At 70.2% G+C, this 26,653-nt stretch carries 21 protein-coding genes, 3 rRNA genes and 2 pseudogenes; 6 read left to right on the top strand and 20 right to left on the bottom strand.

Annotated elements, in window-relative coordinates:
* Positions 1–69 precede the first annotated feature (69 nt).
* The 6 genes from J1792_RS10805 to J1792_RS10780 all read right to left on the bottom strand — a co-directional run bounded on the left by J1792_RS10805 (position 70) and on the right by J1792_RS10780 (position 6,282).
* On the bottom strand, positions 70–1,194 hold the full coding sequence (locus J1792_RS10805) for a glycosyltransferase family 4 protein (RefSeq protein WP_207247163.1): 1,125 nt from the start codon (positions 1,192–1,194) through the stop codon (positions 70–72).
* 135 nt (positions 1,195–1,329) lie between these two features.
* A complete protein-coding gene (locus tag J1792_RS10800) occupies positions 1,330–2,076 on the bottom strand; it encodes a hypothetical protein (RefSeq protein ID WP_086575497.1) in 747 nt (248 codons plus the stop codon).
* A gap of 119 nt (positions 2,077–2,195) precedes the next feature.
* On the bottom strand, positions 2,196–4,097 hold the full coding sequence (gene recN, locus J1792_RS10795; RefSeq protein WP_207247162.1) for a DNA repair protein RecN: 1,902 nt from the start codon (positions 4,095–4,097) through the stop codon (positions 2,196–2,198).
* 262 nt (positions 4,098–4,359) lie between these two features.
* Positions 4,360–5,310 carry an NAD kinase gene (locus tag J1792_RS10790; protein ID WP_086574907.1) on the bottom strand — a complete coding sequence of 317 codons (951 nt, stop codon included), beginning with the start codon at positions 5,308–5,310 and terminating at the stop codon, positions 4,360–4,362.
* Complete coding sequence (locus J1792_RS10785; RefSeq protein ID WP_086574909.1) at positions 5,307–6,113, bottom strand: TlyA family RNA methyltransferase; 807 nt, start codon at positions 6,111–6,113, stop codon at positions 5,307–5,309. Before J1792_RS10785 ends, J1792_RS10790 begins: the two co-directional genes overlap by 4 nt.
* A 13-nt stretch (positions 6,114–6,126) precedes the next feature.
* Positions 6,127–6,282, bottom strand: a complete 156-nt coding sequence (locus J1792_RS10780; protein ID WP_372446096.1) for a hypothetical protein — start codon at positions 6,280–6,282, stop codon at positions 6,127–6,129.
* Positions 6,283–6,433: 151 nt separating this feature from the next.
* Between J1792_RS10780 and J1792_RS10775 the strand changes: the two genes are divergently transcribed.
* Positions 6,434–6,781, top strand: coding sequence for a sterol-binding protein (locus J1792_RS10775; protein WP_086573704.1), 348 nt, complete (start codon positions 6,434–6,436; stop codon positions 6,779–6,781).
* On the opposite strand, the gene J1792_RS10770 is transcribed toward J1792_RS10775, so the two are convergent.
* The 3 genes from J1792_RS10770 to J1792_RS10760 all read right to left on the bottom strand — a co-directional run bounded on the left by J1792_RS10770 (position 6,729) and on the right by J1792_RS10760 (position 9,687).
* Complete coding sequence (locus J1792_RS10770; RefSeq protein WP_242646006.1) at positions 6,729–7,574, bottom strand: ABC transporter ATP-binding protein; 846 nt, start codon at positions 7,572–7,574, stop codon at positions 6,729–6,731. The genes J1792_RS10775 and J1792_RS10770 overlap by 53 nt on opposite strands.
* A gap of 137 nt (positions 7,575–7,711) precedes the next feature.
* Positions 7,712–8,749 (bottom strand): FecCD family ABC transporter permease, encoded by a 1,038-nt coding sequence (locus J1792_RS10765; RefSeq protein WP_086573700.1) that lies wholly within the window; start codon positions 8,747–8,749, stop codon positions 7,712–7,714.
* Positions 8,746–9,687: a FecCD family ABC transporter permease gene (locus tag J1792_RS10760; RefSeq protein ID WP_207247760.1), complete on the bottom strand. Its 942-nt coding sequence runs from the start codon at positions 9,685–9,687 to the stop codon at positions 8,746–8,748. The genes J1792_RS10765 and J1792_RS10760 overlap by 4 nt, the downstream gene beginning before the upstream one ends.
* A 126-nt stretch (positions 9,688–9,813) precedes the next feature.
* Here J1792_RS10760 and J1792_RS10755 point away from each other — a divergent pair, with 126 nt between their 5' ends.
* Both J1792_RS10755 and J1792_RS10750 read left to right on the top strand, forming a co-directional pair.
* Entirely contained in the window at positions 9,814–10,869 is a 1,056-nt protein-coding gene (locus J1792_RS10755) for an ABC transporter substrate-binding protein (protein ID WP_207247759.1), read from the top strand.
* Positions 10,870–10,913: 44 nt separating this feature from the next.
* Positions 10,914–11,761, top strand: a pseudogene (locus J1792_RS10750) (siderophore-interacting protein).
* A gap of 54 nt (positions 11,762–11,815) precedes the next feature.
* On the opposite strand, the gene J1792_RS10745 reads toward J1792_RS10750, so the two are convergent.
* Positions 11,816–12,847 (bottom strand): HAD-IIA family hydrolase, encoded by a 1,032-nt coding sequence (locus J1792_RS10745; protein WP_207247161.1) that lies wholly within the window; start codon positions 12,845–12,847, stop codon positions 11,816–11,818.
* 75 nt (positions 12,848–12,922) lie between these two features.
* Between J1792_RS10745 and J1792_RS10740 the strand changes: the two genes are divergently transcribed.
* Entirely contained in the window at positions 12,923–14,230 is a 1,308-nt protein-coding gene (locus J1792_RS10740) for a DUF1015 family protein (RefSeq protein WP_207247160.1), read from the top strand.
* A gap of 91 nt (positions 14,231–14,321) precedes the next feature.
* On the opposite strand, the gene J1792_RS10735 is transcribed toward J1792_RS10740, so the two are convergent.
* The 6 genes from J1792_RS10735 to J1792_RS10710 all read right to left on the bottom strand — a co-directional run bounded on the left by J1792_RS10735 (position 14,322) and on the right by J1792_RS10710 (position 22,981).
* Complete coding sequence (locus J1792_RS10735; protein ID WP_207247758.1) at positions 14,322–15,164, bottom strand: tetratricopeptide repeat protein; 843 nt, start codon at positions 15,162–15,164, stop codon at positions 14,322–14,324.
* Positions 15,165–15,214: 50 nt separating this feature from the next.
* Positions 15,215–16,342, bottom strand: a complete 1,128-nt coding sequence (locus tag J1792_RS10730; RefSeq protein WP_207247159.1) for a hypothetical protein — start codon at positions 16,340–16,342, stop codon at positions 15,215–15,217.
* Positions 16,343–16,579: 237 nt separating this feature from the next.
* A 5S ribosomal RNA gene (rrf, locus tag J1792_RS10725) occupies positions 16,580–16,696 on the bottom strand.
* A gap of 110 nt (positions 16,697–16,806) precedes the next feature.
* Positions 16,807–19,929 (bottom strand): 23S ribosomal RNA (locus tag J1792_RS10720).
* 276 nt (positions 19,930–20,205) lie between these two features.
* A 16S ribosomal RNA gene (locus tag J1792_RS10715) occupies positions 20,206–21,729 on the bottom strand.
* Together the 16S, 23S and 5S rRNA genes form the textbook arrangement of a ribosomal RNA operon.
* Positions 21,730–22,333: 604 nt before the next feature.
* Positions 22,334–22,981 (bottom strand): DNA-3-methyladenine glycosylase, encoded by a 648-nt coding sequence (locus tag J1792_RS10710; RefSeq protein ID WP_207247158.1) that lies wholly within the window; start codon positions 22,979–22,981, stop codon positions 22,334–22,336.
* A 61-nt stretch (positions 22,982–23,042) separates the two neighbouring features.
* On the opposite strand from J1792_RS10710, the gene J1792_RS10705 reads away from it, so the two are divergent.
* Entirely contained in the window at positions 23,043–23,825 is a 783-nt protein-coding gene (locus J1792_RS10705; protein ID WP_086573294.1) for a sporulation protein, read from the top strand.
* An 82-nt stretch (positions 23,826–23,907) separates the two neighbouring features.
* On the opposite strand, the pseudogene J1792_RS33960 reads toward J1792_RS10705, so the two are convergent.
* The 3 genes and pseudogenes from J1792_RS33960 to J1792_RS35035 form a co-directional block, all read right to left on the bottom strand.
* Positions 23,908–24,144, bottom strand: a pseudogene (locus J1792_RS33960) (barstar family protein); the annotation flags it as partial.
* Positions 24,145–24,330: 186 nt separating this feature from the next.
* A complete protein-coding gene (locus J1792_RS10695; protein WP_207247157.1) occupies positions 24,331–24,741 on the bottom strand; it encodes a guanyl-specific ribonuclease in 411 nt (136 codons plus the stop codon).
* Entirely contained in the window at positions 24,741–24,875 is a 135-nt protein-coding gene (locus tag J1792_RS35035; protein WP_278186249.1) for a hypothetical protein, read from the bottom strand. Before J1792_RS35035 ends, J1792_RS10695 begins: the two co-directional genes overlap by 1 nt.
* Before the next feature lie 100 nt (positions 24,876–24,975).
* On the opposite strand from J1792_RS35035, the gene J1792_RS10690 reads away from it, so the two are divergent.
* Positions 24,976–25,515, top strand: a complete 540-nt coding sequence (locus tag J1792_RS10690) for a YbhB/YbcL family Raf kinase inhibitor-like protein (RefSeq protein ID WP_086570686.1) — start codon at positions 24,976–24,978, stop codon at positions 25,513–25,515.
* A gap of 272 nt (positions 25,516–25,787) precedes the next feature.
* On the opposite strand, the gene J1792_RS10685 is transcribed toward J1792_RS10690, so the two are convergent.
* Positions 25,788–26,555, bottom strand: a complete 768-nt coding sequence (locus tag J1792_RS10685; protein ID WP_086570688.1) for a sulfite exporter TauE/SafE family protein — start codon at positions 26,553–26,555, stop codon at positions 25,788–25,790.
* Positions 26,556–26,653: the final 98 nt, after the last annotated feature.

Below are 26,653 nucleotides of genomic sequence, written 5' to 3'. Positions count from 1 at the left end.
CGGGTGGGCACAAACCCACCCACGGGCCGCACCCGGAATCGCCCCCCCAGCAGGGCGCCAGGTGCGCCGTCAACTCGGCTGGCGCTGGCTGAGCTCGTCGTACACGCTCAGGACGTGGGCCACGGTGTCATCCTCGGAGGGCCACGTCGCCGACTGCACCCGCCCGGCACTCACAAGCTCCGCACAGCGAACGGGATCGTCCAGAAGCCGCGCCACCGCCCCCGCCAACGCCGCCGCATCCCCGTACGGGACGAGTTCCGCCGCGTCACCGACAAGCTCCGGCACTCCACCAACGGCCGTGGCGACCAGCGGAACACCGGCGTGCAAGGCCTCCTGCGCCAGCAGGGACCGCGCCTCCCACCGGCTCGGCAGGACCGCCACGTCCGCCGCGGCCAGCAGTTCCGGGACGTCGTCGCGGCGCCCCACCAGCAGGACCGGCAGTTGTTCGTCCTCGATCCGGCGTTGGAGCGCGGCGCGTCCGCTGCCCTCACCCGCCATGATCAGCAGGGGTTCGGGGTCCAGTTCGCGCCAGAGCCGGGCGGCGTCCAGCAGGAAGCCGTGTCCCTGGCCGGGCTCGAGCCGGCCCACGGTGACGATCAACGGCCTGGCCATCGCGCCCAGTTCGGCCCGGGCCTTGAGTCGTACGCACTCGTCCTCGTCCGGCCGCGTGCGCGGCGCCGGCAACGCCACCGGCGCCAGCCGGGCGTCCCGCGCGCCCCGCCGCCGCGCCTGATCGACCAGGTCGGACGAGGTGCCGAGCAGCACGGCCGCCGCCCGTGCCGCCTGGCGCTCCATCAGCCGTACGAGATGGGACCGCGGCCCCTCGGCCCGTACCCGGGCGTGCCAGGTGACCACCAGCGGGGTCGCGCGGCCCCGCAGCGCCAGCGCGGCCAGGGCGCCGGACCGCAGACCGTGCGCGTGCACCACGTCGGCACCGGCGCTCGCCGCCCGGATCTCGGCGACGGTCAGGGCGCCCGCGCCCGGGCCCAGCGGTGTGAAGGCCGCCCCGGAGCCGGTGAATTCGTAGCGTTCGCCCGTCCCCCACGGCCCGCACACCGTCACCCGCAGCCCGCGCGCCACGAGCCCGTCCGCCAGCGACCGCACATGCGCCCCGCTGCCCGCGCTCCCGCTGCCCAGGATCTGAACAGCGTGCAGGGGCGGCCGCCCGTGCGAGGGGCCGGGTGTGCTGCTCACGCGGGGGAAGCTCCTGGGTCGACGTCGGTCGGGGCGTACGGCGAGGTGCTGAGGCCAGGATGCCAGCCTCCGCCGACATCCCGGCACCACCGTCCCGAGGCCGGCCCGTCCCACCTCGCTAACAGATCTCCGGATTCACCCACTTTGGGGATTCCCGGCGTCCGCGACTACCGCCGCAAGGGTCAACACGGCGGCGTGAAAGGCCAGCCCGGCCCGGCCGTTGCCCGCCACCACGGCGAGCCCGAGACCGGCGCCGAGCGCGTGCGCGCCGGCGTCGCCGAGCATCGTCCGTTCGCCGAGATCGTCGGCGATCAGGGCCGCCGCCGCGCCCACCGGCCCGGCGGCCACCTGTCCGGCCGCCCTGCCGCGCAGCATCCCGCCCGTACCGAGCGCGAGCACCGCCGCGCCGGCCCTGCCGGGCCGCACGTCGAGCAGATTGACCGCGTGCGCGGCGCCGGCGATCACGACCCCGGCCAGCAGCCGGTCGAGCGGCCGCTCCTTCAGCACGACACCGGCCGCGATCCCGGCCGCCCCGATCCCCAGCAGCTTCACCACCCCGCTGGTCACCTCGCCCTGCCGCAACGCCGACACATGCGCCCGGAACCCCCGCCGCGGGTCGCCGGCACCGGCATGATCGTCGTACGCCCCGCACCCACCGGCCACCAGCACGGCCACCGCCCCGGCGACCCGATGCCGGCCGGACAACGCGGACGCGGTCGCCACGGCCCCCACGGTGCCGGCCACCGCCGCGGGCCCACCGCACAGATCGACGGTCCGCCCGGACCTGTTCTTCCGGTCCCACACCCCAGCCCCTCCGGGCCGGATGCGGCGCAGTGCCTCGTATGTCCCCCGCGCGAGCAGCGCCGCTGTCCCGATCCCCATGGGCCGACTGTACGTGGCCGGGTGCGGCCCGGTGGTCGGGTTTGCCCACCCGCCCGCAGACGGGCTCCGGCCGGAGGGGCCGGGGTGGGATGGGCCGGGCCCTGAGAGGGACGTCAGGGTTATTTGCGGCCCACGTACGGGCCAACCATCACGCCAGAGGGCTCCGGGCCGTAAATAATCCAGTCCCGTAAGGGCCCGGCCCATCCGCCCCGGCCCCGCCCCACAACGCACCCGCACCAAGAGCGGGCCTCCCCCTCAGCTCCCCCGCGCGCAGCCTCCAGCAACTCCTCCGCATGCGCCCGCGCCAACTCCGAGTCCTCCTGCCCCGCCAGCATCCGCGAAAGCTCCCGCACCCGCGCCTCCCCCTCCATCGCCCGCACCCCGCTGCGCGTCACCGCGCCGTCGTGCGTCTTCTCCACCACCAGGTGCCGGTCCGCGAACGCCGCCACCTGCGGCAGGTGCGTGACGACCACTACCTGCGCGGTCCGCGCCAGCCGGGCCAGGCGGCGCCCGACCTCGACCGCGGCCTTGCCGCCGACTCCGGCGTCGACCTCGTCGAAGAGGTAGGTCGGCACGGGGTCGGACCCGGCGAAGACGACCTCGACGGCGAGCATGACGCGCGAGAGCTCACCGCCGGAGGCGCCCTTGGCGACGGGTCGCGGCTGGGCGCCGGGGTGGGGGGCGAGGAGCAGTTCGACGTCGTCCGCGCCGTGCGGCCCGTAGGTGACGGCGCGCCCGCCGACCTCGATACCGGACGCGGAGGCGTCCGCGGCACCGCCCGTGATCTCGTTCTGCCGGATGGCGAAGGAGACGCGCGCGTGCGGCATGGCCAGCGACGCGAGTTCTTCGGTCACCGCGTCGGCGAAACGCTTCGCCGCCTCGGTCCGGGCGTCGCTCAGCGTCTGCGCGAGGTCGCCGAGTTCGGCGCGCAGCGTGTCGCGTTCCGTGGTGAGTTCGGCGATGCGGTCGTCGTCACCGTCCAGTTCGCCCAGGCGCGCGGCGCTGCGCTCGGCCCAGGCGAGGACTTCGGTGATGTCCTCGCCGTACTTGCGGGTCAGCTGCGTGAGCGCGGCCCGGCGCTCCTCGACGGCGGCCAGCCGGCGGGGGTCGGCGTCGAGGTCGGAGGCGTATCCGGCCAGTTCTCCGGCGGCGTCGCGCAGCAGGATCCCGATCTCGCCGATCCGGTCGGCGAGGCCGGCGAGGGCGGGGTCGTGGGACCGTACGGATTCGAGGGCGCGGTGGGCGCCGGCCACGAGCGTGGCGGCGTCGATGCCCTCGGGGTCCTCGGGGTCGCCGGCGAGCGCGGCGTGCGCGGCGGTGGCGGCGGAGGCGAGGGCCTCGGCGTGGCCGAGGCGGGAGGCCTCGGCGGCGAGGTCGGCGTCCTCGCCGGGCTGGGGTTCGACGGCGGCGATCTCGTCGAGGCCGAAGCGGAGCAGGTCCGCTTCCTGGGCGCGTTCGCGGGCGCGGGTGGTGAGCTCGGCGAGTTCGGTGGCGACGGCCCGCAGCCGGCGGTAGGCGCCCGTGTAGGCGGCGAGGGGTACGGAGACGGCGTCGCCGGCGTACCGGTCGAGGGCCTGGCGCTGCCGCACGGGGCGCAGCAGTCCCTGCTGGTCGGTCTGGCCGTGGACGGCCACGAGGTCGTCCGCGAGCTCGCTGAGCAGGCCCACGGGCACGCTGCGCCCGCCGAGGTGGGCGCGGGAGCGCCCCTCCGCGGAGAGGGTGCGGCTGACGAGCAGGGTGCCGTCGTCGAGTTCGGCGCCGGCTTCCTCGGCCCGTGCGGCGACGGCCGAGCGGGCGTCGACGGCGAGCCGGCCCTCGACGACGGCGGCCTTGGCCCCCATGCGTACGAGCGCGGGGTCGGCCCGCCCGCCGAGCAGCAGCCCGAGGCTGGTGACGACCATGGTCTTGCCGGCGCCGGTCTCGCCGGTCACCGCGGTGAAACCGGGTGACAGCTCGACAACGGCGTCGTCAATGACGCCCAGGGACCGGATCCGCATCTCCTCCAACACGGATACGACCATACGAGGTTCCGGGGGCCGCTCGCGACGGCCTCCCCCGTCGAGCGGCCCGGGGAGAGCCCCGCCGCCGTTCCGGGTGACGGCCCGATGGTGCGGGGATCCCTTGGGGGGACAGGGCGGAACCATGATCATCCACATTCCGGGCGGTCCCGCCGCGTCGTTCGCCGTCACCGCGGCAGTCGCGTTCACCACCCTCGCGGGCACCCGGACGGCGACTTCCGACGCCCCCGCCGGTCCCGGCGCGGCCCCGAGGGGCCGCCCCGAGCTAGTGCGGCGCCCCTCGCCACCCGGCGACGGGCAGGGCGAACTTCGCCACCAGCCGGTCGGTGAACGAGGCGTGGTGCAGGCGCGCCAGGCGGACCGGCACGGCGCCGCGCCGTACCTCCACCCGCGCCCCCGCCGGGAGCTCCACGGTCCGTCGTCCGTCGCACCACAGGACGCCGTTGGGCGTCTGCGGCTGGACCTCGACGGCCAGCACCGAGTCCGGGGCGGTCACCAGCGGCTTGGCGAACAGCGCGTGAGCGCTGATGGGCACCATGAGCAGCGCCTCGACCTCGGGCCAGACGACGGGCCCGCCCGCGGAGAAGGCGTAGGCGGTGGAGCCGGTGGGCGTGGCGCAGACCACTCCGTCGCCGCCGAAGCGGGAGACGGGCCGGCCGTCGACCTCGGTGACGACCTCCAGGAGCCGTTCCCGGGCGGCCTTCTCGACGGAGGCCTCGTTCAGCGCCCAGTCGGTGTGGACGATGTGCCCGTCGGTGCGTACGAGCACGTCGAGGGTCATCCGCTCCTCGACCTCGTACGCCCGGGTCACGACGCGGTCGACGACCTTGTCGAGGTCGTCCCGCTCGGCTTCGGCGAGGAAGCCGACGCGGCCGAGGTTGACGCCGAGCATGGGCACGCCGGACTGCCGGGCGAACTCGGCGCCGCGCAGCAGCGTGCCGTCACCGCCGAGGACGATGAGCAGCTCGCAGCCGGCGAGGACGTCGGGCCTGCCGAGGCCGGCCTCGACGCGTTCCGCCGAGGGCGGCAGCGGCAGGTCGGCGGCCTCCTCGGCGAGGACCCGTACGCCGATGCCGCAGCGCAGGAGTCCTTGGACGACGAGTTCGGCGCTGCGGATGGCCGCCGGGCGGCCGGTGTGGGCGAGCAGGAAGACGGTGCGTCCTGTCTGTGCCTCCGGCTCGGCCGGTGCTGCTGATGGTGCTTTTGAAGTGGTCAACGGGGCCCCTCCGCCACTGCACGGTCAACGTCCGCCGGGTCCAGTTCAGGCGCACCGGCGCGCAGCCACAGAAAGTACTCGACGTTGCCGGACGGGCCCGGCAGGGGGCTGGCGGTAACACCCATGACGCCCAGCCCGAGTTCGGCGGCGCGGGCCGCGACGGCCCGTACGGTGTCGGCCCTGAGCTGGGCGCTGCGTACGACGCCGCCGCTGCCCAGGCGCTCCTTGCCGACCTCGAACTGCGGCTTGACCATCAGCACCAGGTCGGCGTCGGGGGCGGCGCAGCGCACGAGGGCGGGCAGCACGAGACCGAGCGGGATGAAGGACAGGTCGCCGACGACGAGGTCGACGGGCAGGTCGTCGATCTGCTCCAGGGTCAGTTCGCGGACGTTGGTGCGGTCCTTGACGGTGACCCGTTCGTCGCTCTGCAGGGACCAGGCGAGCTGGCCGTAGCCGACGTCGACGGCGACGACGTGGGCGGCGCCCGAGCGCAGCAGTACGTCGGTGAAGCCGCCGGTGGAGGCGCCGGCGTCCAGGGCCCGGCGGCCTTCGACCTTCAGTCCGAGGGGGACGAAGGCGGCGAGCGCGCCGGCGAGCTTGTGGCCGCCGCGGGAGACGTAGTCGGGGTCGCTGTCGTCCTGGGTGACGACGAGGGCGGCGCTGGTCTCCACCTGGGTGGCGGCCTTGGTCGCCGTCGTACCGCCGACGGTCACACGGCCGGCGGCGATCAGCTGGCTCGCGTGCTCGCGCGAACGGGCCAGCTTGCGGCGCACCAGCTCCGCGTCGAGTCGGCGGCGGGTCACTGCCACGTGCGGTTCAGCTCCTGTTGTCGTACGGACGAGGGGGTCCGGGGCGCTGGTCGAGCGCGCCGAGCGCGTCGCGCAGTCCCTGGTGTACATCCTCGTACACCTCGAGGTGGCCGCTCACCTCGAGGTCGTCGGCGTCCGCCAGCCGGGCCAGGTGGGCGTCCACGCCGGCGTCGCCGGTGGGGGCGCGCTCGGCGCCCGGGGGCGGGGCGCCGGGGTGGCTGGTGCGGCTGGGTCGCGTCGGTCATGAAACCGACGCTACCCCTTATCGGGTGCTTCTCCGGTGTTCCGGGCTCGCCGGTGTACCGTCCATGGCGATGGCGACGATCGAGGAGTGCCGTGCCGCACTCGACCGGCTGGCGGAGAATCTCGCGGGCGCGAGCGGCGAGCTCCGTGTCGCCGCCACGCCCGACCGCTCGCTGAGCTGCCATGTCACCGATCTCGACGTCACCTTTGTGGGCCATCTGCGCGAGGGGCACATCCGGGAGGTGCGTACTCTTCCGGGCGCCCCGGAGGCGCGGGCGGAGATCGGGCTGGAGATGACGGGCGACGATCTGGTGGCCCTGGTCGACGGCGAGCTGAACTTCGCGCGGGCCTGGGCCAGCGGCCGGGTCAGGCTGAAGGCGAGCCTGCGGGACGTGCTGCGGCTGCGGGCGATCCTGTAGCGCCGGCCTGGGCCGTGCGGGGCCTGCGGGCGGCGGGGACGACCAGGGGGGTGCCGGTCTGCGGGTCGTCGATGACCTGGCACCGCAGTCCGAAGACGCGCTCGACGAGTTCGGCCGTGACCACCTCGGCGGGCGGTCCCTCGGCCACGACGCGCCCGTCGCGCAGGGCGATGAGGTGGGTGGCGTAGCGGGCGGCGTGGTTGAGGTCGTGCAGGACGGCGACGAGGGTGCGGCCCTGGGTCTCGTGGAGTTCGGCGCACAGGTCGAGGACCTCGATCTGGTGCTGGATGTCGAGGTAGGTGGTCGGCTCGTCGAGGAGGAGCAGCGGGGTGCGCTGGGCGAGGGCCATGGCGATCCACACGCGCTGGCGCTGGCCTCCGGAGAGCTCGTCGACGTACCGGTCGGCGAGGGCGGCGACGCCGGTGGCGGCCATCGACTCGTCGACGATCCGTTCGTCCTCGGGTGACCACTGGCGCAGCAGGCCCTGGTGGGGGTAGCGGCCGCGGGCGACGAGGTCGGCGACGGTGATGCCGTCGGGGGCCACGGAGGACTGGGGCAGCAGTCCGAGGGTGCGGGCGACCTTCTTGGCGGGGTAGGAGCCGATGGCCGCGCCGTCCAGCAGCACCGCGCCGGAGGCGGGCTTGAGCATGCGGGACAGGGCGCGCAGCAGGGTGGATTTGCCGCAGGCGTTGGGGCCGACGATGACGGTGAAGGAGTTGTCGGGGACGGCGACGGAGAGGTTCTCGGCGATGACCCGTCCGTCGTAGGCGAGGGTGACGGATTCGGCCGTCAGCCGGCTCGTCGTGGTCGTGCTGCCGGCTTCGCCGTCCGCGCGGGGTGCGGCCTTCGCGGTGGTCTGCGGGCCGGTGGCCACGCGTGCGTCGCTCACGGTGTTCTCTCCTTGTGCGGGGGTACGGGGGCGGGCCGTGCTCATATCCGCCCCGCGCGGCGCTCGGTGAACAGCAGCCACAGCAGATAGCAGCCGCCGAGCATGCCGGTGAGCGCTCCCACGGGCAGCCGGTCGGCGCCGAAGAGCTGCTGCGAGCCCCAGTCGGCGGTGACCAGCAGGGTGGCGCCGGTGCAGGCGGCGGCGATGAGGTTGGGTCCGGGGGTGCGGGTCAGGCGCCGGGCGAGCTGGGGTGCGGCGAGGGCGACGAAGGCGATGGGCCCGGCGGCGGCCGTGGCGGCGGCGGTCAGCAGCACGGCGGCCGCCATGGTGACCAGCCGGGTCCGCTCGACGGGCACCCCGAGCGCGTACGCGGTGTCGTCGCCGCTCTCCAGCATGCGCAGGGCGCGGCCGTGGCCGAGGACGAGGGGGACGAGCACGGCGCACGCGAGGAGCAGGGGCCGGACCTGGTCCCAGTCGCGTCCGCCCAGGGAGCCGACCATCCACAGGGTGGCGCGGGCGGCGTCGGTGAGGTTGGCCTTGGTGAGCAGGTAGCCGATGACGGCGGTGAGGATGGCGGCCATGGCGATGCCGACGAGGACGAACCGGTTGCCCTGTACGCCCTTCTTCCAGGCGAGCGCGTAGATCGCGGCGCCGGACAGGACGCCTCCGGCGAGGGATCCGGCGGCGACGGCCGGGGGGTCGCCCTGGAAGAGGACGATGACGAGCAGCGCCCCCACGGTCGATCCCTGGCCGAGCCCGATCACGTCGGGGCTGCCCAGGGGGTTGCGGGAGACGGACTGGAAGACGGCGCCGGCCAGTCCGAGGGCGGTGCCGGCGAGCAGGCCGACCAGGACGCGGGGCAGCCGCAGGTCGTGGACGACGAAGTCCTGGGCCGGGGTGCCGTCGCCGGTCAGGGTGCGGACGACGTCGGCGAAGGTCATGGGGTAGTCGCCGGTGCCGATGAGGGCGACGGAGGCGGCGAGCGCCCCGGCCGCGAGCAGCAGCACGACGAGCGCGGCGCGCGTCTCGAGGCGGACGGAGAGCCCGCCGCGGGTGCGCAGGGTCCTTGCGTGCTTCACAGTCGGGCCATCCTCCGGCGCCGTACGAGGTGGATGAAGAGCGGTCCGCCCAGCAGGGCGGTGACGATGCCGACCTGGAGTTCGGAGGGGCGGACGACGACGCGGCCGGCGATGTCCGAGCCGAGCAGCAGGACGGGTGCGAGGACGGCCGCGTAGGGCAGGATCCAGCGCATGTCGGGGCCGGTGAAGACGCGGACGACGTGCGGCACCATCAGCCCGACGAAGATGACGGGCCCGCAGGCGGCGGTCGCCGCGCCGCACAGCAGGGTGACGGCGGCCAGGGCGAGGACGCGGGTGGCGGTCAGCCGGGTGCCGAGCGCGCGGGCCTGGTCGTCGCCGAGGGCCAGGGCGTTGAGGGGCCGTGCCAGCGTCAGGGCGAGCAGGACGCCGGCCACGATGAAGGGCGCGACCTGGGTGACGACGGTGGAGTTGGCGGAGGCCAGCGATCCGACGGTCCAGAAGCGCATCCGGTCCAGGGCGGCGGTGTCGAGCAACTGGACGGAGAAGACGTAGCCGTTGAGGGCCGCGGTGACGGCGGTGCCGGCGAGCGCGAGGCGTACGGGCGTGGCGCCCCGGCTGCCGCCGAGCGCGTAGACGACCACGGAGACGGCGGCGGCGCCGAGAAAGGCGAGCCAGACGTAGCCGGTCAGGGAGCTGACGCCGAGAAAGCTGATGCCGGAGACGACGGCGGCCGCGGCGCCGGCGTTGATGCCGAACAGGCCGGGGTCGGCGAGCGGGTTGCGGGTGAGGGCCTGCATCACGGTGCCGGCGAGGCCGAGCGCCGCGCCGACGAGCAGGCCGAGGAGGGTGCGGGGGACGCGTACGTCCCGTACGACCACGTCGGTCTCGTTGCCGGTGTAGTGGAAGAACCCGTGCCAGACCCGGTCGAGGGGGATCTGTTTGGCGCCCACGGCGACGGACGCGACGAGGACCAGCAGGAGGGCGCCGACCGCGGCGAGGAGTCCGGCGGCGCGCGGGGCGGCGCGGCGGCGGGGTCCGGCCTCCGGGGCGGCGGTGGGGGAGGGGCACTGTCGACCAACACCAGGTTAGGTTAGCCTACCCTCATATTTGATCCTCACTCGGGAGAAGCACTACCCCATGAGCACCCCCGCACCCTCGCCCCCTCCCGTCGCGGCTTCCTCACCGCCGGCGGCGCCCTGGGCCTCGGCGCCCTCCTCACCGCCTGCGGGGGCGGCTCGTCCTCATCGGCCTCCGACGACTCCGGCGGAGACGGCGCCTGGACCTTCAAGGACGACCGCGGCAAGACCGTCAAGGCCGCCAGGACCCCCCGGCGCATCGTCGCCTTCACCGGAACCGCCGCCGCCCTCCACGACTTCGGCGTCGAATGCGTCGGCGTCTTCGGCCCCACCACCCTCAAGGACGGCAAGCCCGACCCGCAGGCCGGCGACCTCGACATCGACAAGCTGACCGTCCTCGGCAACGCCTGGGGCGAGTTCGGCATCGAGAAGTACGCGGCCCTCAAGCCCGACCTGCTCGTCAGCAACATGTTCGAGCCCGAGGCCCTGTGGTACGTGCCGGAGGAGAGCAAGAAGAAGATCCTCGGCTTCGCCCCCAGCGTCGGCCTCACCTCCGCCCGGGTCTCCATGCTCGAGCCCATCAAGCGCTACGCCGCCCTCGCCGGCTCCCTCGGCGCCGACCTGACGGCCAAGAAGGTCACCGACGCCAAGGCCCGCTTCGAGAAGGCCGCCGAGACCCTGCGCAAGGCCGCCAGGACCAACCGGATCAAGGTCATGGCCGCCTCCGGCAGTGCCGACCTCTTCTACGTCTCCAACCCGGCCGTCAACGCCGACCTCATGTACTTCCGCGAGCTCGGCGTCGACCTCGTCGTCCCCGACAAGCTCGACAAGGGCGGCTACTTCGAGAGCCTGAGCTGGGAGAACGCCGACAAGTACCAGGCCGACCTCATCATCCTCGACAGCCGCACCTCCGCCCTGCAGCCCAAGGACCTCGCCGCCAAGCCCACCTGGGAGCAACTCCCCGCCGTCAAGGCCGGCCAGGTCTCCCCCTGGCTGAGCGAGCCGCGCTTCTCCTACGCCGGCTGCGCGCCCCTCCTGGAGGACCTCGCCGCCGCCATCGAGAAGGCCAAGAAGACGTCCTGACGCCCGGCCCCCGACCGCACCGACCGAAAGGACCGCCCCCGGCGATGTCCGGAACCCCGCCCCCGCCCTACCGCTGGTTCGACCTGCACGTCCTGCGCACCGAGCGGGTCGGCCCCTCCCTGGTCCGCGTCACCTTCGGCGGCGACCAGCTCGGCGAGATGGTCACCGGCGGCCGCGACCAGCGCTTCAAGCTGTTCCTCCCCCGGCCGGGACAGCCCGCCCCGGTGCTCCCCGACGACCGGGGCGTGGGCTGGTACGCCCAATGGCGCATCCAGGACCCGGCCGTACGGGCCGTCATGCGCTCGTACACCGTGCGCGAGCTGCGCCACGACCCCGACGAGCTCGACGTCGACTTCGTCCAGCACGGATCCGTCCAGCACGGAGCGGACGACGGGCACAGCGGGCCCGCGTCGCTGTGGTCCCGCACCGCCCGCCCCGGCGACCGCGTCGCCATCCTCGGCCCCACCGCCGAGGAGAACGGCGGCGTCGACTTCCAGCCCCCGCCGGCACCGACTGGGTCCTGATCACCGCCGACGAGTCCGCCCTGCCCGCCGCGGCCGGCATCCTCGCCTGGCTCCCGGCCGGCACCCCCGCCAAGGTCTTCCTCGAGGTCGCCCACCCCGACGACGTGACGGACCTGCCCACCAAGGCCGACGCCGACATCACCTGGCTGATCCGCGGCGCCGCCGGACAACCCACCCTCGACGCGGTCCGCGCCGCACGGCTGCCCTCCGGCACGCCCTACGCCTGGATCGCCGGCGAGTCCGGCACCGTCCGCGCCCTGCGCCGCCACCTCGTCGGCGACCGCGGCGTCGACCGCCGGGCGGTGACCTTCACCGGCTACTGGCGGCGCGGCGCCACCGAAGAGGACCTCCTGGCGGAACTGGGCTGACCGGAACGTGATGCCGGGGCGGACGCGTGCGCGTCCGCCCCGGCGGCAGCACCCCTACCAGCCCAGCCGGGCCAGCGCCTTCGCGGAGTCCAGCGCGCACGTGCCGTCCCCCGCCGCCGTCCACGCCGCGGCGCACAGCGCCCGCAGCGCGTCGGCGCGGTCACCGTCACCCTCGAGGGCGAGCGCCTCGCCGTTCACCGACGCCGTCCACCCACCGCACCGGAACGCCCCGCCGTCGGCCTCCGACACCTCCGGCTGCGGCACGAGCAGCGCCCGCAGGTCCTCCGCCACGTACGTCGCCCGGTGCTCCGGGGGCGCCGCGAGCAGCTGCGCGGCCGTCGTCACCCCGGTCAGCACCAGCAGCGAGTCCACACCCCCCGCGTGCGCGCCCTCGATGTCCGTGTCCAGCCGGTCGCCCACCACCAGCGGCCGCTCGGCACCGGTCCGCAGAATCGTCTCGCGGTGCATCGGCGGCAGCGGCTTCCCCGCCACCTGCGGCTCCGCGCCGGTGGCTATCCGCACCACCTGCACCGCCGAGCCGTTGCCCGGCGCGATGCCCCGGGCGCTGGGAATCGTCAGATCCGTGTTCGAGGCGAACCACGGCAGCCCGCTCGCCACCGCGTACGACGCCTCCATCAGCCGCGACCACGGCATGTCCGGACCGCCGTACCCCTGCGCCACGGCGGCCGGATCGTCGTCCAGCGACTCCACCGGCACCAGCCCGCGCTCGCGCAGCGCGACCCGCAGCCCCTCCGCCCCGACCACCAACACGCGGGAACCGGACGGCAGCTGATCGGAGATCAGCCGGGCCACGGCCTGCGCGGACGTGATCACGTCCGCCGGCTCGGCCGGCACCCCCAGCTCGGTCAGGTGCCCCGCCACGGTCTCCGGGGTGCGCGCCGCGTTGTTCGTCACGTACGCCAGGTGCATCCCGCCGTCCCGGGCCGTCCCCAGGGACTCCACGGCGTGCGCGATGGCCTCGCCGCCCGCGTACACCACGCCGTCGAGGTCCAGCAGCGCCGTGTCATAGGCGGCGTCCAGCCGCCGCTCGCTACCGCCGGGCCGGGTGCGGACGGTCTGCTTCATGCTGTGTTCGCTCCTTGTGCTGTACGTCTCTCCCACGATCATTGCTCATCCGGCCACGAGACATAACATTTCACAATGAGCACTCCAGGCCATGGCAACGGCGCCAACGGCAGCCCCGCAGAGCGGGGGCTGCGCCTCGCCCCCTTCCGAGGGCTGCGCTACGTCCCCGAGCGGGTCGGCAGCCTCGCGTCGGTCACCTCGCCACCGTACGACGTCGTCGTGCGGCCCGACGGCCTGCGCCACCTGGAGACCGCCGACCCGCACAACATCGTCCGCCTCATCCTCCCCCAGGCCGCCACCGCCGCCGACCGGCACCGCCAGGCCGCCGAGACCCTGCGCCGATGGCAGGAGGAGCGGATCCTGGCCGCCGACCCCGAGCCCGCGCTCTACGTGTACGAGCAGAGCGGCGACGGCATACTCCAGCGCGGCCTCATCGGCGCACTGCGCCTCACCCCGCGCGAGGAGGGCGTCGTCCTCCCCCACGAGGACGTCATGCCGCACATCATCGAGGACCGCGCCGCCCTGATGCGCGACACCGGCGCCAACCTCGAGCCGCTGCTCTTCTCCTACCGCGGCGGCGACGACGAGGAGGAGGGCGCGGCGGGCGTCATCGATCGCGTCATCCGCACCGAGCCGCTGCTGTCCACCGCCACCGACGACGGCTACGCCCACCGCCTGTGGTCCATCACCGACCCGGACGACCTCGCCCTCATCGACCACGACCTCGGCCGCCGGCACGCCCTGATCGCCGACGGCCACCACCGCTGGGCCACCTACCTGCGGCTGCGCGCCGAACAGCCGGCGCCGGGCCCCTGGGACTTCGGCCTCGTCCTGCTCGTCGACACCGCCCGCTACCCGCTGCGCGTACGGGCCATCCACCGCCTCCTGCACCGGCTGCCGGTCCAGGACGCCCTGGCCGCGCTGGGCGGCGCCTTCCGCGTCCGCACCCTCGAGGGCCCGCTGCCCAACGCCCTCGAGGCGCTGGCCGAGGCCGCCTCGGGGCCGGGCAACGCCTTCCTGCTCGCCGGCGACGGCCGGTTCCACCTGCTGGACCGTCCCGACCCGCTGCTGCTGGACCGCACGGTCCCGGCCGACCGCCCGCAGGCCTGGCGCGAACTGGACGCGACGGTGCTGCACTCGGTCCTGCTGGAGAACATCTGGCGGGTTCCCGACGACCCGGAGCACATCGGCTACATCCACGAGACGGCCGCGGCCGTCAAGCAGGCCGAGCGCCACGGCGGTACGGCCGTCCTGATGCACCCCGTCCGCGAGGACGTCGTGCGGGAGCTGGCCGAGCAGGGCGTGACGATGCCGCGCAAGTCCACGTCGTTCGGCCCCAAGCCGGCCACGGGCCTGGTGCTGCGGAGCCTGGCCCTGAACTGAGCCCTGATACGCAAAACGCCGAGGGCGGGGGCCCGGATCGGATGATCCGGGCCCCCGCCCTCGGCGTTGTTCGACGTGCGATCGCTTCGGATCAGCCCTGGTCGCCGGACTCCTTGGGAGCCTCGGCACCGGCGTCGGCTTCGGCGTCGGCGTCCTTCGCCTCGGCCTTGGGCTCGGTCTCGGCGTCGGCGTCGGTGTCGGCGTCAGCCTTGGGCTCGACGTCGGCCTCGGCCTCGGCCTCGGCCTCGGCCTCGACGGCGGTGTCGGCCTCGGTGGCGGTGTCGGCCTCGTCGGCGTCCTCCTCCATGGCGTCCGTGAACTCCACGCCGTCCAGCTCGGCGAGCCGGTCGGAGGCGTTCGTGGTGCCGCCCTGGTCGGCCTCGAGGGCCTTGGCGAACCACTCGCGGGCCTCGGCCTCCCGGCCGACGTCGAGGAGGGCGTCGGCGTACGCGTAGCGCAGGCGCGCGGTCCAGGGCTGGACGGAGTTCGACGCCAGCTCGGGGCTCTGCAGCGTCACGACGGCCGCCTCCGCCTGGCCCATGTCCTTACGGGCACCGGCGGCGACCAGGCGCATCTCGACCTGGCTCGCCTTGTCGAGCTTCTGCACCTCGGGCTCGCCGGCCATGGCCAGGGCGCGCTCCGGGCGGCCCATGCCGCGCTCGCAGTCGGCCATGACCGGCCACAGCTCGACCGAACCGGTCATCCGGCGCGCGGCACGGAACTCGGCGAGGGCCTCGGAGTACTTGCCCGTGGCGTACGCGGCGAAGCCGGCGGCCTCGCGCACGGCGGCGACGCGCGACGCGAGCCGCAGGGCGACCCGGGAGTACTCGTACGCCTGCTCGGGGTCCTCGTCCAGCAGGTTGGCCACCATGACCAGGTTGCGGGCGACGTCCTCGGCGAGGGTCTTGGGCAGGCTCATCAGCTCCTGCCGCACGTCCTTGTCGATCTCCTCGCCCGTCACGTCCTCGGGGATCGGCAGCCGCTTCACCGGCTCCCGGTCACCGCGGTCGCGGTCGTCACGGCGCCCGAAGCCACCGGAACGGTCGTCACGGCCGCCGCGGTATCCGCCGCCCTGACGGTCGTCACGGAACGAACGACGGGGGCCACGGTCGTCGCGACGGTCGTCGCGACGGAAACCACCGCGGTCGTCATCGCGGCGCGGACCACGGTCGTCGCGGCGCTCGTCACGGCGGAAGCCACCGCGGTCGTCATCACGGCGCGGACCACGGTCATCGCGGCGCTCGTCACGGCGGAAGGCCGGGCGCTCGCCGCCACGGTCGTCACGGCGGAAGCCGCCGCGGTCGTCATCGCGGCGCGGACCACGGTCATCACGACGCTCATCGCGGCGGAAACCACCCGGACGGTCGTCGCGGCGCTCGTCACGGCGGAAACCACCACGGTCGTCGTCACGGCGCGGACCACGGTCGTCACGGCGCTCGTCACGGCGGAAGGCCGGGCGCTCGCCGCCACGGTCATCGCGGCGCGGGCCACGATCGTCGTCGCGGCGCGGACCACGGTCATCGCGGCGGAAGCCACCACGGTCGTCATCGCGGCGGAAGGCCGGACGGTCGTCACGGCGCTCGTCGCGACGGAAGCCACCGGGGCGGTCGTCACGACGCTCGTCACGGCGGAAGCCGCCGCGGTCGTCGTCGCGGCGGCCGAAGCCACCACCAGGACGGCCACCACGGTCATCGCGGCGAGGACCACGGTCGTCATCGCGGCGCGGACCACGGTCATCACGACGGTCGTCGCGGCGGAAGCCGCCGGGACGGTCATCGCGGCGGAAACCGCCACGGTCGTCCTCGCGACGCGGACCACGGTCATCGTCGCGGCGCGGGCCACGGTCATCACGACGCTCGTCACGGCGGAAGCCGCCGCGGTCGTCGTCACGGCGGCCGAAGCCACCACCAGGACGGCCACCACGGTCATCGCGGCGAGGACCACGGTCATCGTCGCGGCGCGGACCACGGTCATCACGACGGTCGTCGCGGCGGAAGCCGCCGGCGCGGTCATCGCGGCGGAAACCGCCACGGTCGTCCTCGCGACGCGGACCACGGTCATCGTCGCGGCGCGGGCCACGGTCATCACGACGCTCGTCACGGCGGAAGCCACCGGAACGGTCGTCGCGCCGGAAACCGCCGCTGCGCGGGCCGCGGGGGCCTCCGTAGCGCGACTCGCCGCCCGAGCGACCCTCGGGAGAGTTGGTGGACATCGACGTGACTCCTGTCTTCGGGTAACGCAGTCATTCTCGCGCACCCGGCTCACAGGCGCGCTTCGGCAAAGCAACAGAAAAACAAAAGGACCCTTGGTCCCAGCGTGAACGCTGGGACCAAGGGTCCTTGAAAGATTGTTCGGCGGCGTCCTACTCTCCCACAGGGTCCCCCCTGCAGTACCATCGGCGCTGAAAGGCTTAGCTTCCGGGTTCGGAATGTAACCGGGCGTTTCCCTAACGCTATGACCACCGAAACCCTATCGGGTTCTAGCGAACAAGCACACTCTTCAATTAAGTAAGTGAAACTGGTTCAACCGGTGCGACTGTTCGCAACCCGGGAACCACACAGTGGACGCGAGCAACTGAGGACAAGCCCTCGGCCTATTAGTACCAGTCAGCTCCAACCGTTACCGGTCTTCCACACCTGGCCTATCAACCCAGTCGTCTACTGGGAGCCTTACCCCATCAAGTGGGTGGGAGTCCTCATCTCGAAGCAGGCTTCCCGCTTAGATGCTTTCAGCGGTTATCCCTCCCGAACGTAGCCAACCAGCCATGCCCTTGGCAGGACAACTGGCACACCAGAGGTTCGTCCGTCCCGGTCCTCTCGTACTAGGGACAGCCCTTCTCAAGACTCCTGCGCGCGCAGCGGATAGGGACCGAACTGTCTCACGACGTTCTAAACCCAGCTCGCGTACCGCTTTAATGGGCGAACAGCCCAACCCTTGGGACCGACTCCAGCCCCAGGATGCGACGAGCCGACATCGAGGTGCCAAACCATCCCGTCGATATGGACTCTTGGGGAAGATCAGCCTGTTATCCCCGGGGTACCTTTTATCCGTTGAGCGACGGCGCTTCCACAAGCCACCGCCGGATCACTAGTCCCGACTTTCGTCCCTGCTCGACCCGTCGGTCTCACAGTCAAGCTCCCTTGTGCACTTACACTCAACACCTGATTGCCAACCAGGCTGAGGGAACCTTTGGGCGCCTCCGTTACTCTTTAGGAGGCAACCGCCCCAGTTAAACTACCCACCAGACACTGTCCCTGATCCGGATCACGGACCGAGGTTAGACATCCAGCACGACCAGAGTGGTATTTCAACGACGACTCCACCATGGCTGGCGCCATGACTTCACAGTCTCCCACCTATCCTACACAAGCCGAACCGAACACCAATATCAAGCTATAGTAAAGGTCCCGGGGTCTTTCCGTCCTGCTGCGCGAAACGAGCATCTTTACTCGTAGTGCAATTTCACCGGGCCTATGGTTGAGACAGTCGAGAAGTCGTTACGCCATTCGTGCAGGTCGGAACTTACCCGACAAGGAATTTCGCTACCTTAGGATGGTTATAGTTACCACCGCCGTTTACTGGCGCTTAAGTTCTCAGCTTCGCCCTGTCGAAACAGAGCTAACCGGTCCCCTTAACGTTCCAGCACCGGGCAGGCGTCAGTCCGTATACATCGCCTTACGGCTTCGCACGGACCTGTGTTTTTAGTAAACAGTCGCTTCTCGCTGGTCTCTGCGGCCACACCCAGCTCAGAGTGCAAGACTCATCACCGGACATGGCCCCCCTTCTCCCGAAGTTACGGGGGCATTTTGCCGAGTTCCTTAACCATAGTTCACCCGAACGCCTCGGTATTCTCTACCTGACCACCTGAGTCGGTTTAGGGTACGGGCCGCCATGAAACTCGCTAGAGGCTTTTCTCGACAGCATAGGATCATCCACTTCACCACAATCGGCTCGGCATCAGGTCTCAGCCTTAATGTGTGACGGATTTGCCTATCACACGGCCTACACCCTTACCCCGGGACTACCACCGCCCGGGCTGGACTACCTTCCTGCGTCACCCCATCGCTTACCTACTACAAGTCTGGTTCGTCGGCTCCACCACTCCCCTTCACCCGAAGGATCCAGGACGGCTTCACGGACTTAGCATCGCCTGATTCGATATTGGGCGTTTCAAAGCGGGTACCGGAATATCAACCGGTTGTCCATCGACTACGCCTGTCGGCCTCGCCTTAGGTCCCGACTTACCCTGGGCAGATCAGCTTGACCCAGGAACCCTTAGTCAATCGGCGCACACGTTTCTCACGTGTGTATCGCTACTCATGCCTGCATTCTCACTCGTGAACCGTCCACAACTCGCTTCCGCGGCTGCTTCACCCGGCACACGACGCTCCCCTACCCATCCACACACCCGTTGGGGTTATTGTGTGAATGACACGACTTCGGCGGTACGCTTGAGCCCCGCTACATTGTCGGCGCGGAATCACTTGACCAGTGAGCTATTACGCACTCTTTCAAGGGTGGCTGCTTCTAAGCCAACCTCCTGGTTGTCTCTGCGACTCCACATCCTTTCCCACTTAGCGTACGCTTAGGGGCCTTAGTCGATGCTCTGGGCTGTTTCCCTCTCGACCATGGAGCTTATCCCCCACAGTCTCACTGCCGCGCTCTCACTTACCGGCATTCGGAGTTTGGCTAAGGTCAGTAACCCGGTAGGGCCCATCGCCTATCCAGTGCTCTACCTCCGGCAAGAAACACACGACGCTGCACCTAAATGCATTTCGGGGAGAACCAGCTATCACGGAGTTTGATTGGCCTTTCACCCCTAACCACAGGTCATCCCCCAGGTTTTCAACCCTGGTGGGTTCGGTCCTCCACGAAGTCTTACCTCCGCTTCAACCTGCCCATGGCTAGATCACTCCGCTTCGGGTCTTGGGCGCGCTACTCAATCGCCCTATTCGGACTCGCTTTCGCTACGGCTTCCCCACACGGGTTAACCTCGCAACACACCGCAAACTCGCAGGCTCATTCTTCAAAAGGCACGCAGTCACGACGCACCAAGCAAGCTTGATGCGCGACGCTCCCACGGCTTGTAGGCACACGGTTTCAGGTACTATTTCACTCCGCTCCCGCGGTACTTTTCACCATTCCCTCACGGTACTATCCGCTATCGGTCACCAGGGAATATTTAGGCTTAGCGGGTGGTCCCGCCAGATTCACACGGGATTTCTCGGGCCCCGTGCTACTTGGGTGTCTCTTAAACGAGCCGTTGATGTTTCAGCTACGGGGGTCTTACCCTCTACGCCGGACCTTTCGCATGTCCTTCGCCTACACCAACGGTTTCTGACTCGTCTCATGGCCGGCAGACCATGAAAAAGAGATCCCACAACCCCGCATGCGCAACCCCTGCCGGGTATCACACACATACGGTTTGGCCTCATCCAGTTTCGCTCGCCACTACTCCCGGAATCACGGTTGTTTTCTCTTCCTGCGGGTACTGAGATGTTTCACTTCCCCGCGTTCCCTCCACACTGCCTATGTGTTCAGCAGCGGGTGACAGCCCATGACGACTGCCGGGTTTCCCCATTCGGACACCCCCGGATCAAAGCTCGGTTGACAGCTCCCCGGGGCCTATCGCGGCCTCCCACGTCCTTCATCGGTTCCTGGTGCCAAGGCATCCACCGTGCGCCCTTAAAAACTTGGCCACAGATGCTCGCGTCCACTGTGCAGTTCTCAAGCAACGACCAGCCACCCGTCACACTCTGCCGAAGCAAAGCTTTACCGGGGCCGGCATCGCGAAGGTTCAGACCGAAGTCCGTACCCTCAGATACCCAACAGCGTGCCCGGCCCAGTCTTTCAAGATTCACGTTCCACGCCGAAGCAGTACTAGTGATCCCTCAAGAACTGTGCCGAATAGTCAACGTTCCACCCATGAGCAACCGTGCGAGTCATTCGCTCGCAGTCGGCTATGTGCTCCTTAGAAAGGAGGTGATCCAGCCGCACCTTCCGGTACGGCTACCTTGTTACGACTTCGTCCCAATCGCCAGTCCCACCTTCGACGGCTCCCTCCACAAGGGTTGGGCCACCGGCTTCGGGTGTTACCGACTTTCGTGACGTGACGGGCGGTGTGTACAAGGCCCGGGAACGTATTCACCGCAGCAATGCTGATCTGCGATTACTAGCAACTCCAACTTCATGGGGTCGAGTTGCAGACCCCAATCCGAACTGAGACCGGCTTTTTGAGATTCGCTCCACCTCGCGGTATCGCAGCTCATTGTACCGGCCATTGTAGCACGTGTGCAGCCCAAGACATAAGGGGCATGATGACTTGACGTCGTCCCCACCTTCCTCCGAGTTGACCCCGGCAGTCTCCTGTGAGTCCCCATCACCCCGAAGGGCATGCTGGCAACACAGGACAAGGGTTGCGCTCGTTGCGGGACTTAACCCAACATCTCACGACACGAGCTGACGACAGCCATGCACCACCTGTACACCGACCACAAGGGGGCGACCATCTCTGGCCGTTTCCGGTGTATGTCAAGCCTTGGTAAGGTTCTTCGCGTTGCGTCGAATTAAGCCACATGCTCCGCTGCTTGTGCGGGCCCCCGTCAATTCCTTTGAGTTTTAGCCTTGCGGCCGTACTCCCCAGGCGGGGAACTTAATGCGTTAGCTGCGGCACGGACGACGTGGAATGTCGCCCACACCTAGTTCCCAACGTTTACGGCGTGGACTACCAGGGTATCTAATCCTGTTCGCTCCCCACGCTTTCGCTCCTCAGCGTCAGTATCGGCCCAGAGATCCGCCTTCGCCACCGGTGTTCCTCCTGATATCTGCGCATTTCACCGCTACACCAGGAATTCCGATCTCCCCTACCGAACTCTAGCCTGCCCGTATCGAATGCAGACCCGGGGTTAAGCCCCGGGCTTTCACATCCGACGTGACAAGCCGCCTACGAGCTCTTTACGCCCAATAATTCCGGACAACGCTTGCGCCCTACGTATTACCGCGGCTGCTGGCACGTAGTTAGCCGGCGCTTCTTCTGCAGGTACCGTCACTCTCGCTTCTTCCCTGCTGAAAGAGGTTTACAACCCGAAGGCCGTCATCCCTCACGCGGCGTCGCTGCATCAGGCTTTCGCCCATTGTGCAATATTCCCCACTGCTGCCTCCCGTAGGAGTCTGGGCCGTGTCTCAGTCCCAGTGTGGCCGGTCGCCCTCTCAGGCCGGCTACCCGTCGTCGCCTTGGTAGGCCATTACCCCACCAACAAGCTGATAGGCCGCGGGCTCATCCTGCACCGCCGGAGCTTTCCACCTTCAAGCATGCGCTCGAAGGTCGTATCCGGTATTAGACCCCGTTTCCAGGGCTTGTCCCAGAGTGCAGGGCAGATTGCCCACGTGTTACTCACCCGTTCGCCACTAATCCACCCCGAAGGGCTTCATCGTTCGACTTGCATGTGTTAAGCACGCCGCCAGCGTTCGTCCTGAGCCAGGATCAAACTCTCCGTGAATGTTTACCGGTAATCCGGTTCACACTCGCGTTGAGCGGAACAACCAGGCGGAATAGGCCCGGTCGTTCACAGCGTCCTCGCTGTGTGTGCCCACCCGATCCGCAAAGGACCCGGTAGGACTTTTAAAGGAACCTCATCCATCGAGATGGACGGGGTGTCAACATATCTGGCGTTGACTTTTGGCACGCTGTTGAGTTCTCAAGGAACGGACGCTTCCTTTGTACTCACCCTCTCGGGCTTTCCTCCGGGCGCTTCCCTTCGTTGTTTCCAACCTTACCAGATCCGTTTTCCGTTCCGTTTCCGGTCCGAATTCCGTTTCCGGCCCCCTGTTGGAGCGGGGTTTGTTCGCGCCTTCCGGCGTGTCCACTACTTTAGCGGATTTCCCTTGCGGCTCCTAATCGAGCCGATCGTCGTCATATTTCGGCGCACCGAAATAGATCCCGACCCGGGATGTCCTCGCAGTAGTGGTTGTCGCCGCCCAGTGGATACGCGCTCGCAGCGCTGCTCCGTCTCAAGCGGCTCGCCTACGTTAGGCCCTCTTGACGCCGGAGTCAAGCACCGTCATGGCACCCCCGCCGGCCCACGTCTCTACCGTCCCCACGTCCTACGCGCGCTTGCTCCGGTCGCGCGGCACGTGTGCGCGGTAGGGGCTGACCGTGGGGTCGCCGTCCGCCCAGAAGCGCCAGGGGTGGGTCGCGCCCTCGCCGCCGACTCCGGTGCGCGGGCCGTTGCGGACGTCGTGTGCGGGGACGGGGTGGCCCTGGAGAACGGACAGGGGGGCGCCGGGGCCGGCGCAGATGTCGGTGCCGTTGAGCGCCCGGTCGACGTCGAGGGCGGTCGCGAGGCGGGCGGGGCCCTGGGCGAGCTCGCGGTCGCGGCGGGCCTTGGGGCGGCGGGCGCGTGCCAGGTCGGCGCCCTTGATGATCTCGCCGCCGCGGAGCAGGACGCCGCTCGCGGTGCCTTCGGGGCCGCAGACGAGGTTCAGGCTGAACCACATTCCGTAGATGAAGTAGACATACGCGTGTCCGGGCGGCCCGAACATCGACGCGTTGCGTTCCGTGCGGCCGCGGTAGGCGTGCGAGCCGGGGTCGGATTCTCCGGCGTAGGCCTCGACCTCCGTGATGCGGAGCTCGATCGGCCCCTCGGGGGTCGTCCGGACGAGCGTGCGGCCGAGGAGCTCGGGTGCGACCTCCAGTACGGGACGGTCGAAGAACTCCCGAGCCAGTGGCATACGGTCAGGCGCGGCGATCATGCCGGTCGAGCGTAGTGGAAGGGTCGGGGTTCGTCCCGGTCCCGGGGAGGTTGGAACAGCGATGGTGTTCAAGAAGCTCATGGCGAGCCTGGGCGCGGGCGGCGCGTCGGTCGAGACGGTGCTCTTCGAGGAGAACGTCGTCCCGGGCGGTGTGGTGCAGGGCGAGGTGCGTATTCAGGGCGGCTCGGTCCCGCAGCGCATCGAGGGGCTGTCGGTGGGGCTGCAGGCCCGGGTCGAGGTGGAGGGCGAGGACGGCGAGTACAAGCAGGACGTGGAGTTCACGCGCGTCCAGCTCGGCGGGGAGTTCGAGGTGCAGGCAGGGGCGGTGCACGTGGTGCCGTTCGGGCTGGAGATTCCCTGGGAGACGCCGATCACGATGTTCATGGGCCGGCACCTGACCGGGATGAGCGTGGGGGTGACGACGCACCTGGCGATCGCCCGCGCGGTGGACTCGGGGGACCTCGATCCGGTGAACGTGCACCCGATGCCGGCGCAGCAGGCGATCCTCGACGCGTTCGGCCGGCTCGGTTTCGCCTTCAAGTCGGCGGATCTGGAGCGTGGCCACATCAGCGGGACGCGGCAGCGGCTGCCGTTCTACCAGGAGATCGAGTTCCACGCTCCGGCGCAGTACCGGGGGCTGAACGAGGTCGAGCTGTCGTTCGTCGCCGACGATCGTCAGATGGACGTCGTTCTGGAGATGGACAAGAAGCCGGGGCTGTTCAGCTCGGGCAGCGACACCTACCGGTCGTTCACGGTCGATCTGCAGTCGTTCGGGGACACCGACTGGGCCGCCTATCTGAACCAGTGGCTCGCCGAGGTCGGCGGCCAGCGCAACTGGCTCTGAGCCGGACGGGCCGGGGTGCGGGTGGCGGCCCGTACCCCGGCCTCCGCATGCCCGGCCGCCGAGGAGTACCCACTGGCGGGCGTCAGCCGAGGAGGACGGCCAGGGGTGATTCGGTGCCCGACCAGTAGTCGGCGGCGTCGTGGAGGACGGCCAGGGCGGTGCGGGCGTCGTCCGGTGCCGCGGCGGCGAAGGCGTCCCAGTCCTCGGCGAGGAGCAGGTAGCCGCGGAACTTGCCGGATCCCCACCAGGACAGGTCGGTGAGGCAGTCGGCCAGGGCGTCCCAGTTGTGGCCGAACCACTGGGGGAATTCCAGGTCGGTCGCGCACCGGTCGAGGAAGACGGCCTTGTCGTGGACGCCGGTGAGGCGGAGCCGGGATGCCCGCCAGTCGGCCTCGGCGGCGAGGGCCGGGACGTCCTCGGGGGCGTCGGCGGGGGCAGGCGGTAGATGCCGGGGGCGTGGATCCGTTGAGGAGGCCGGGGAGGCCGGGGGCGGGCAGAGGGCCGGTCATGGTTGCACCACCGCTTCGAAGGTCTGGTAGTGGTCGCCGGTGTAGTAGCGCTCGGCGTGGTCGCCGGTGATGATGCGTCGGGCGCCGCGGTTGCGGGCGCCGGGGGTGGGGACGGTGTACTCGTGGTAGTAGCCGCGGGCCTGTCGGGGCAGGCGGTTCTCGTAGTTGCCGAAGACGCTGCCGTCCTTGTCGTAGGGGAAGGGGCCTCCCTTGGCGATGAGTTCGAGGGTACGCCGGGCCTCGGGGGGCAGTCTGTCCTCGCGGACGGTCTTCATGCCCTTCGCCCAGGGCGGTGCGGTCGTCGTGGCGGTGGAGGCCGGGGCCTTCTCGGTCTTCTGACCGCCCGTCGAGCAGGCCGGCAGGAGCAGGATCGGCAGGGCGGCCAGGAGGACGGCCAGCGCCCGCATCACTCGGCCCGCCGGCCGTCGGGCTTCCGGTCGTTGGGGTTCCGCCGGTCGTGGTGCCGGGGGTGGCGGCCCCGGTCGTCCCGATGGCCCGTTGTGGCGAATGTGGCGGATATGACGAATGTGGCGAAGTACATGAAGCACACTCCATATGGTCGCAGTCCGGTATCCGGATGTGTCCCGGTGGCCTCGTTAGGCTGGCGCTCCCACCCGTCCGCTCGTACTGGAGGTGTCCCAGTGTCAGCCCAGAACAAACCGCCGCTCCCCCACGACTTCTTTCCTCCCATTCCGTCGTTCACGGTGGAGAGCGAGGACGTGGCGCCCGACGCCCGGCTGAAGGACGATCAGGTGTACTCCGGCGGCAACACGTCGCCGCATCTGCGCTGGGAGGGTTTCCCGGCGAACGCGAAGAGCTTCGCGGTGACGTGCTTCGACCCGGACGCGCCGACCGGCAGCGGTTTCTGGCACTGGGTCCTGTTCGACATCCCGGCCGGCGTGACCGAGCTGCCCGCCGGTGCGGCGAGCGGTGACATGACGGAGCTGCCGGCGGGCGCGCTGCACGCGCGCAACGACTACGGCAGCAAGGACTTCGGCGGTGCCGCGCCGCCCCCCGGGGACGGGCCGCACCGGTATGTGTTCAACGTGTACGCGGTGGACCAGGAGAAGCTCGGCCCGGACGCGGACGCCTCGCCGGCCGTGGTGGGCTTCCACCTGCGGTTCCACTCGCTCGCGCGGGCGCAGTTGATCGGCGTGTACGAGGTTCCGGCCTCGGGCTGACGTCCGTACGCCCCGTCGGGCGCGCGCGAGCGACCGGAAATTCCGTTGCGCCCCCGTCGGTCCGGATCGCACAGTGGTGGTGCTTGGCTGGCGGCTTCGCATACGGCCGTCGGGCAGCGGATACCGCAGTGGCGGGGGCGGCGGGGCGCAGGTGCGCCGGCCGTCTGCCGGAGGCCGGTTCTGCGCCGGGTGACCGCGTCCGCTGTCTACGCTCCGGGCCCGTGCTGGATACGGGGGAAGGGCCCGGAGCGTTCCCCCCGGGGGGATTGCGGCTACTTGAGCAGCATCTGCACGATCGCGACGATGCCGACCACGACGATGACGGCGCGCAGGGCGGTCGGCGGCAGGCGGCGGCCGACCTTGGCGCCTATCTGGCCGCCGACGGTGGATCCGGCGGCGATGAGCAGGACGGCGAGCCAGTCGATGTCGGCGACGAAGACGAAGAAGAGCGCGGCGACGCCGTTGACGATGACGCCCAGGACGTTCTTGAGGGCGTTGACGCGCTGGAGTTCGTCGTGGAGCAGTATGCCCATGAGGGCGAGGTACAGGACGCCCTGGGCGGCGCCGAAGTAGCCGCCGTAGGTGCTGGCGACCAGCAGGCCGATGAGCAGTGCGAGGCCGCCGTCGGTGGGGACCGCGGTTCCGTTGCGTTCGCGGCGGGCGGCGAGGGCGCGGGCGATCCGGGGCTGGAGGACGATCAGGACCAGGGCGAGGCCGATGAGGACGGGCACGATGGCGTCGAAGGCCTTCGACGGCAGGGCCAGGAGCAGTACCGCGCCGGTGAGCCCGCCGACGAGGGCGGTCAGGCCGAAGCGGACCATCCGTCGCTTCTGCCCGCGCAGTTCACGGCGGTAGCCGATGGCGCCGCTGATGTTGCCGGTGACGAGGCCTACGGTGTTGGAGACGTTGGCCGTGATCGGGGGCAGTCCGGTGGCGAGGAGCACCGGGAAGGTGAACAGGGTGCCGGAGCCGACGATGGTGTTGATGGTGCCGGCGCCGATGCCGGCCGCGAGGATCGCGAGAGCTTCCCAGATGGACAAAGCCATCTCCTTACGTCAGTGTGTCGCCTCCCCGCCGTCAGAGGTCGAGGGGCCACACTGATCATGCATCAGACGGGTCGCGTCGCGACAGGGAGGCG

The organism is Streptomyces triculaminicus (assembly GCF_017349075.1).
GTDB classification, from domain to species: Bacteria; Actinomycetota; Actinomycetes; order Streptomycetales; family Streptomycetaceae; genus Streptomyces; species Streptomyces triculaminicus.
The sequence above is the reverse complement of the archived record's forward strand: the minus strand, read 5'-3'. Positions and strand labels throughout refer to the sequence as shown.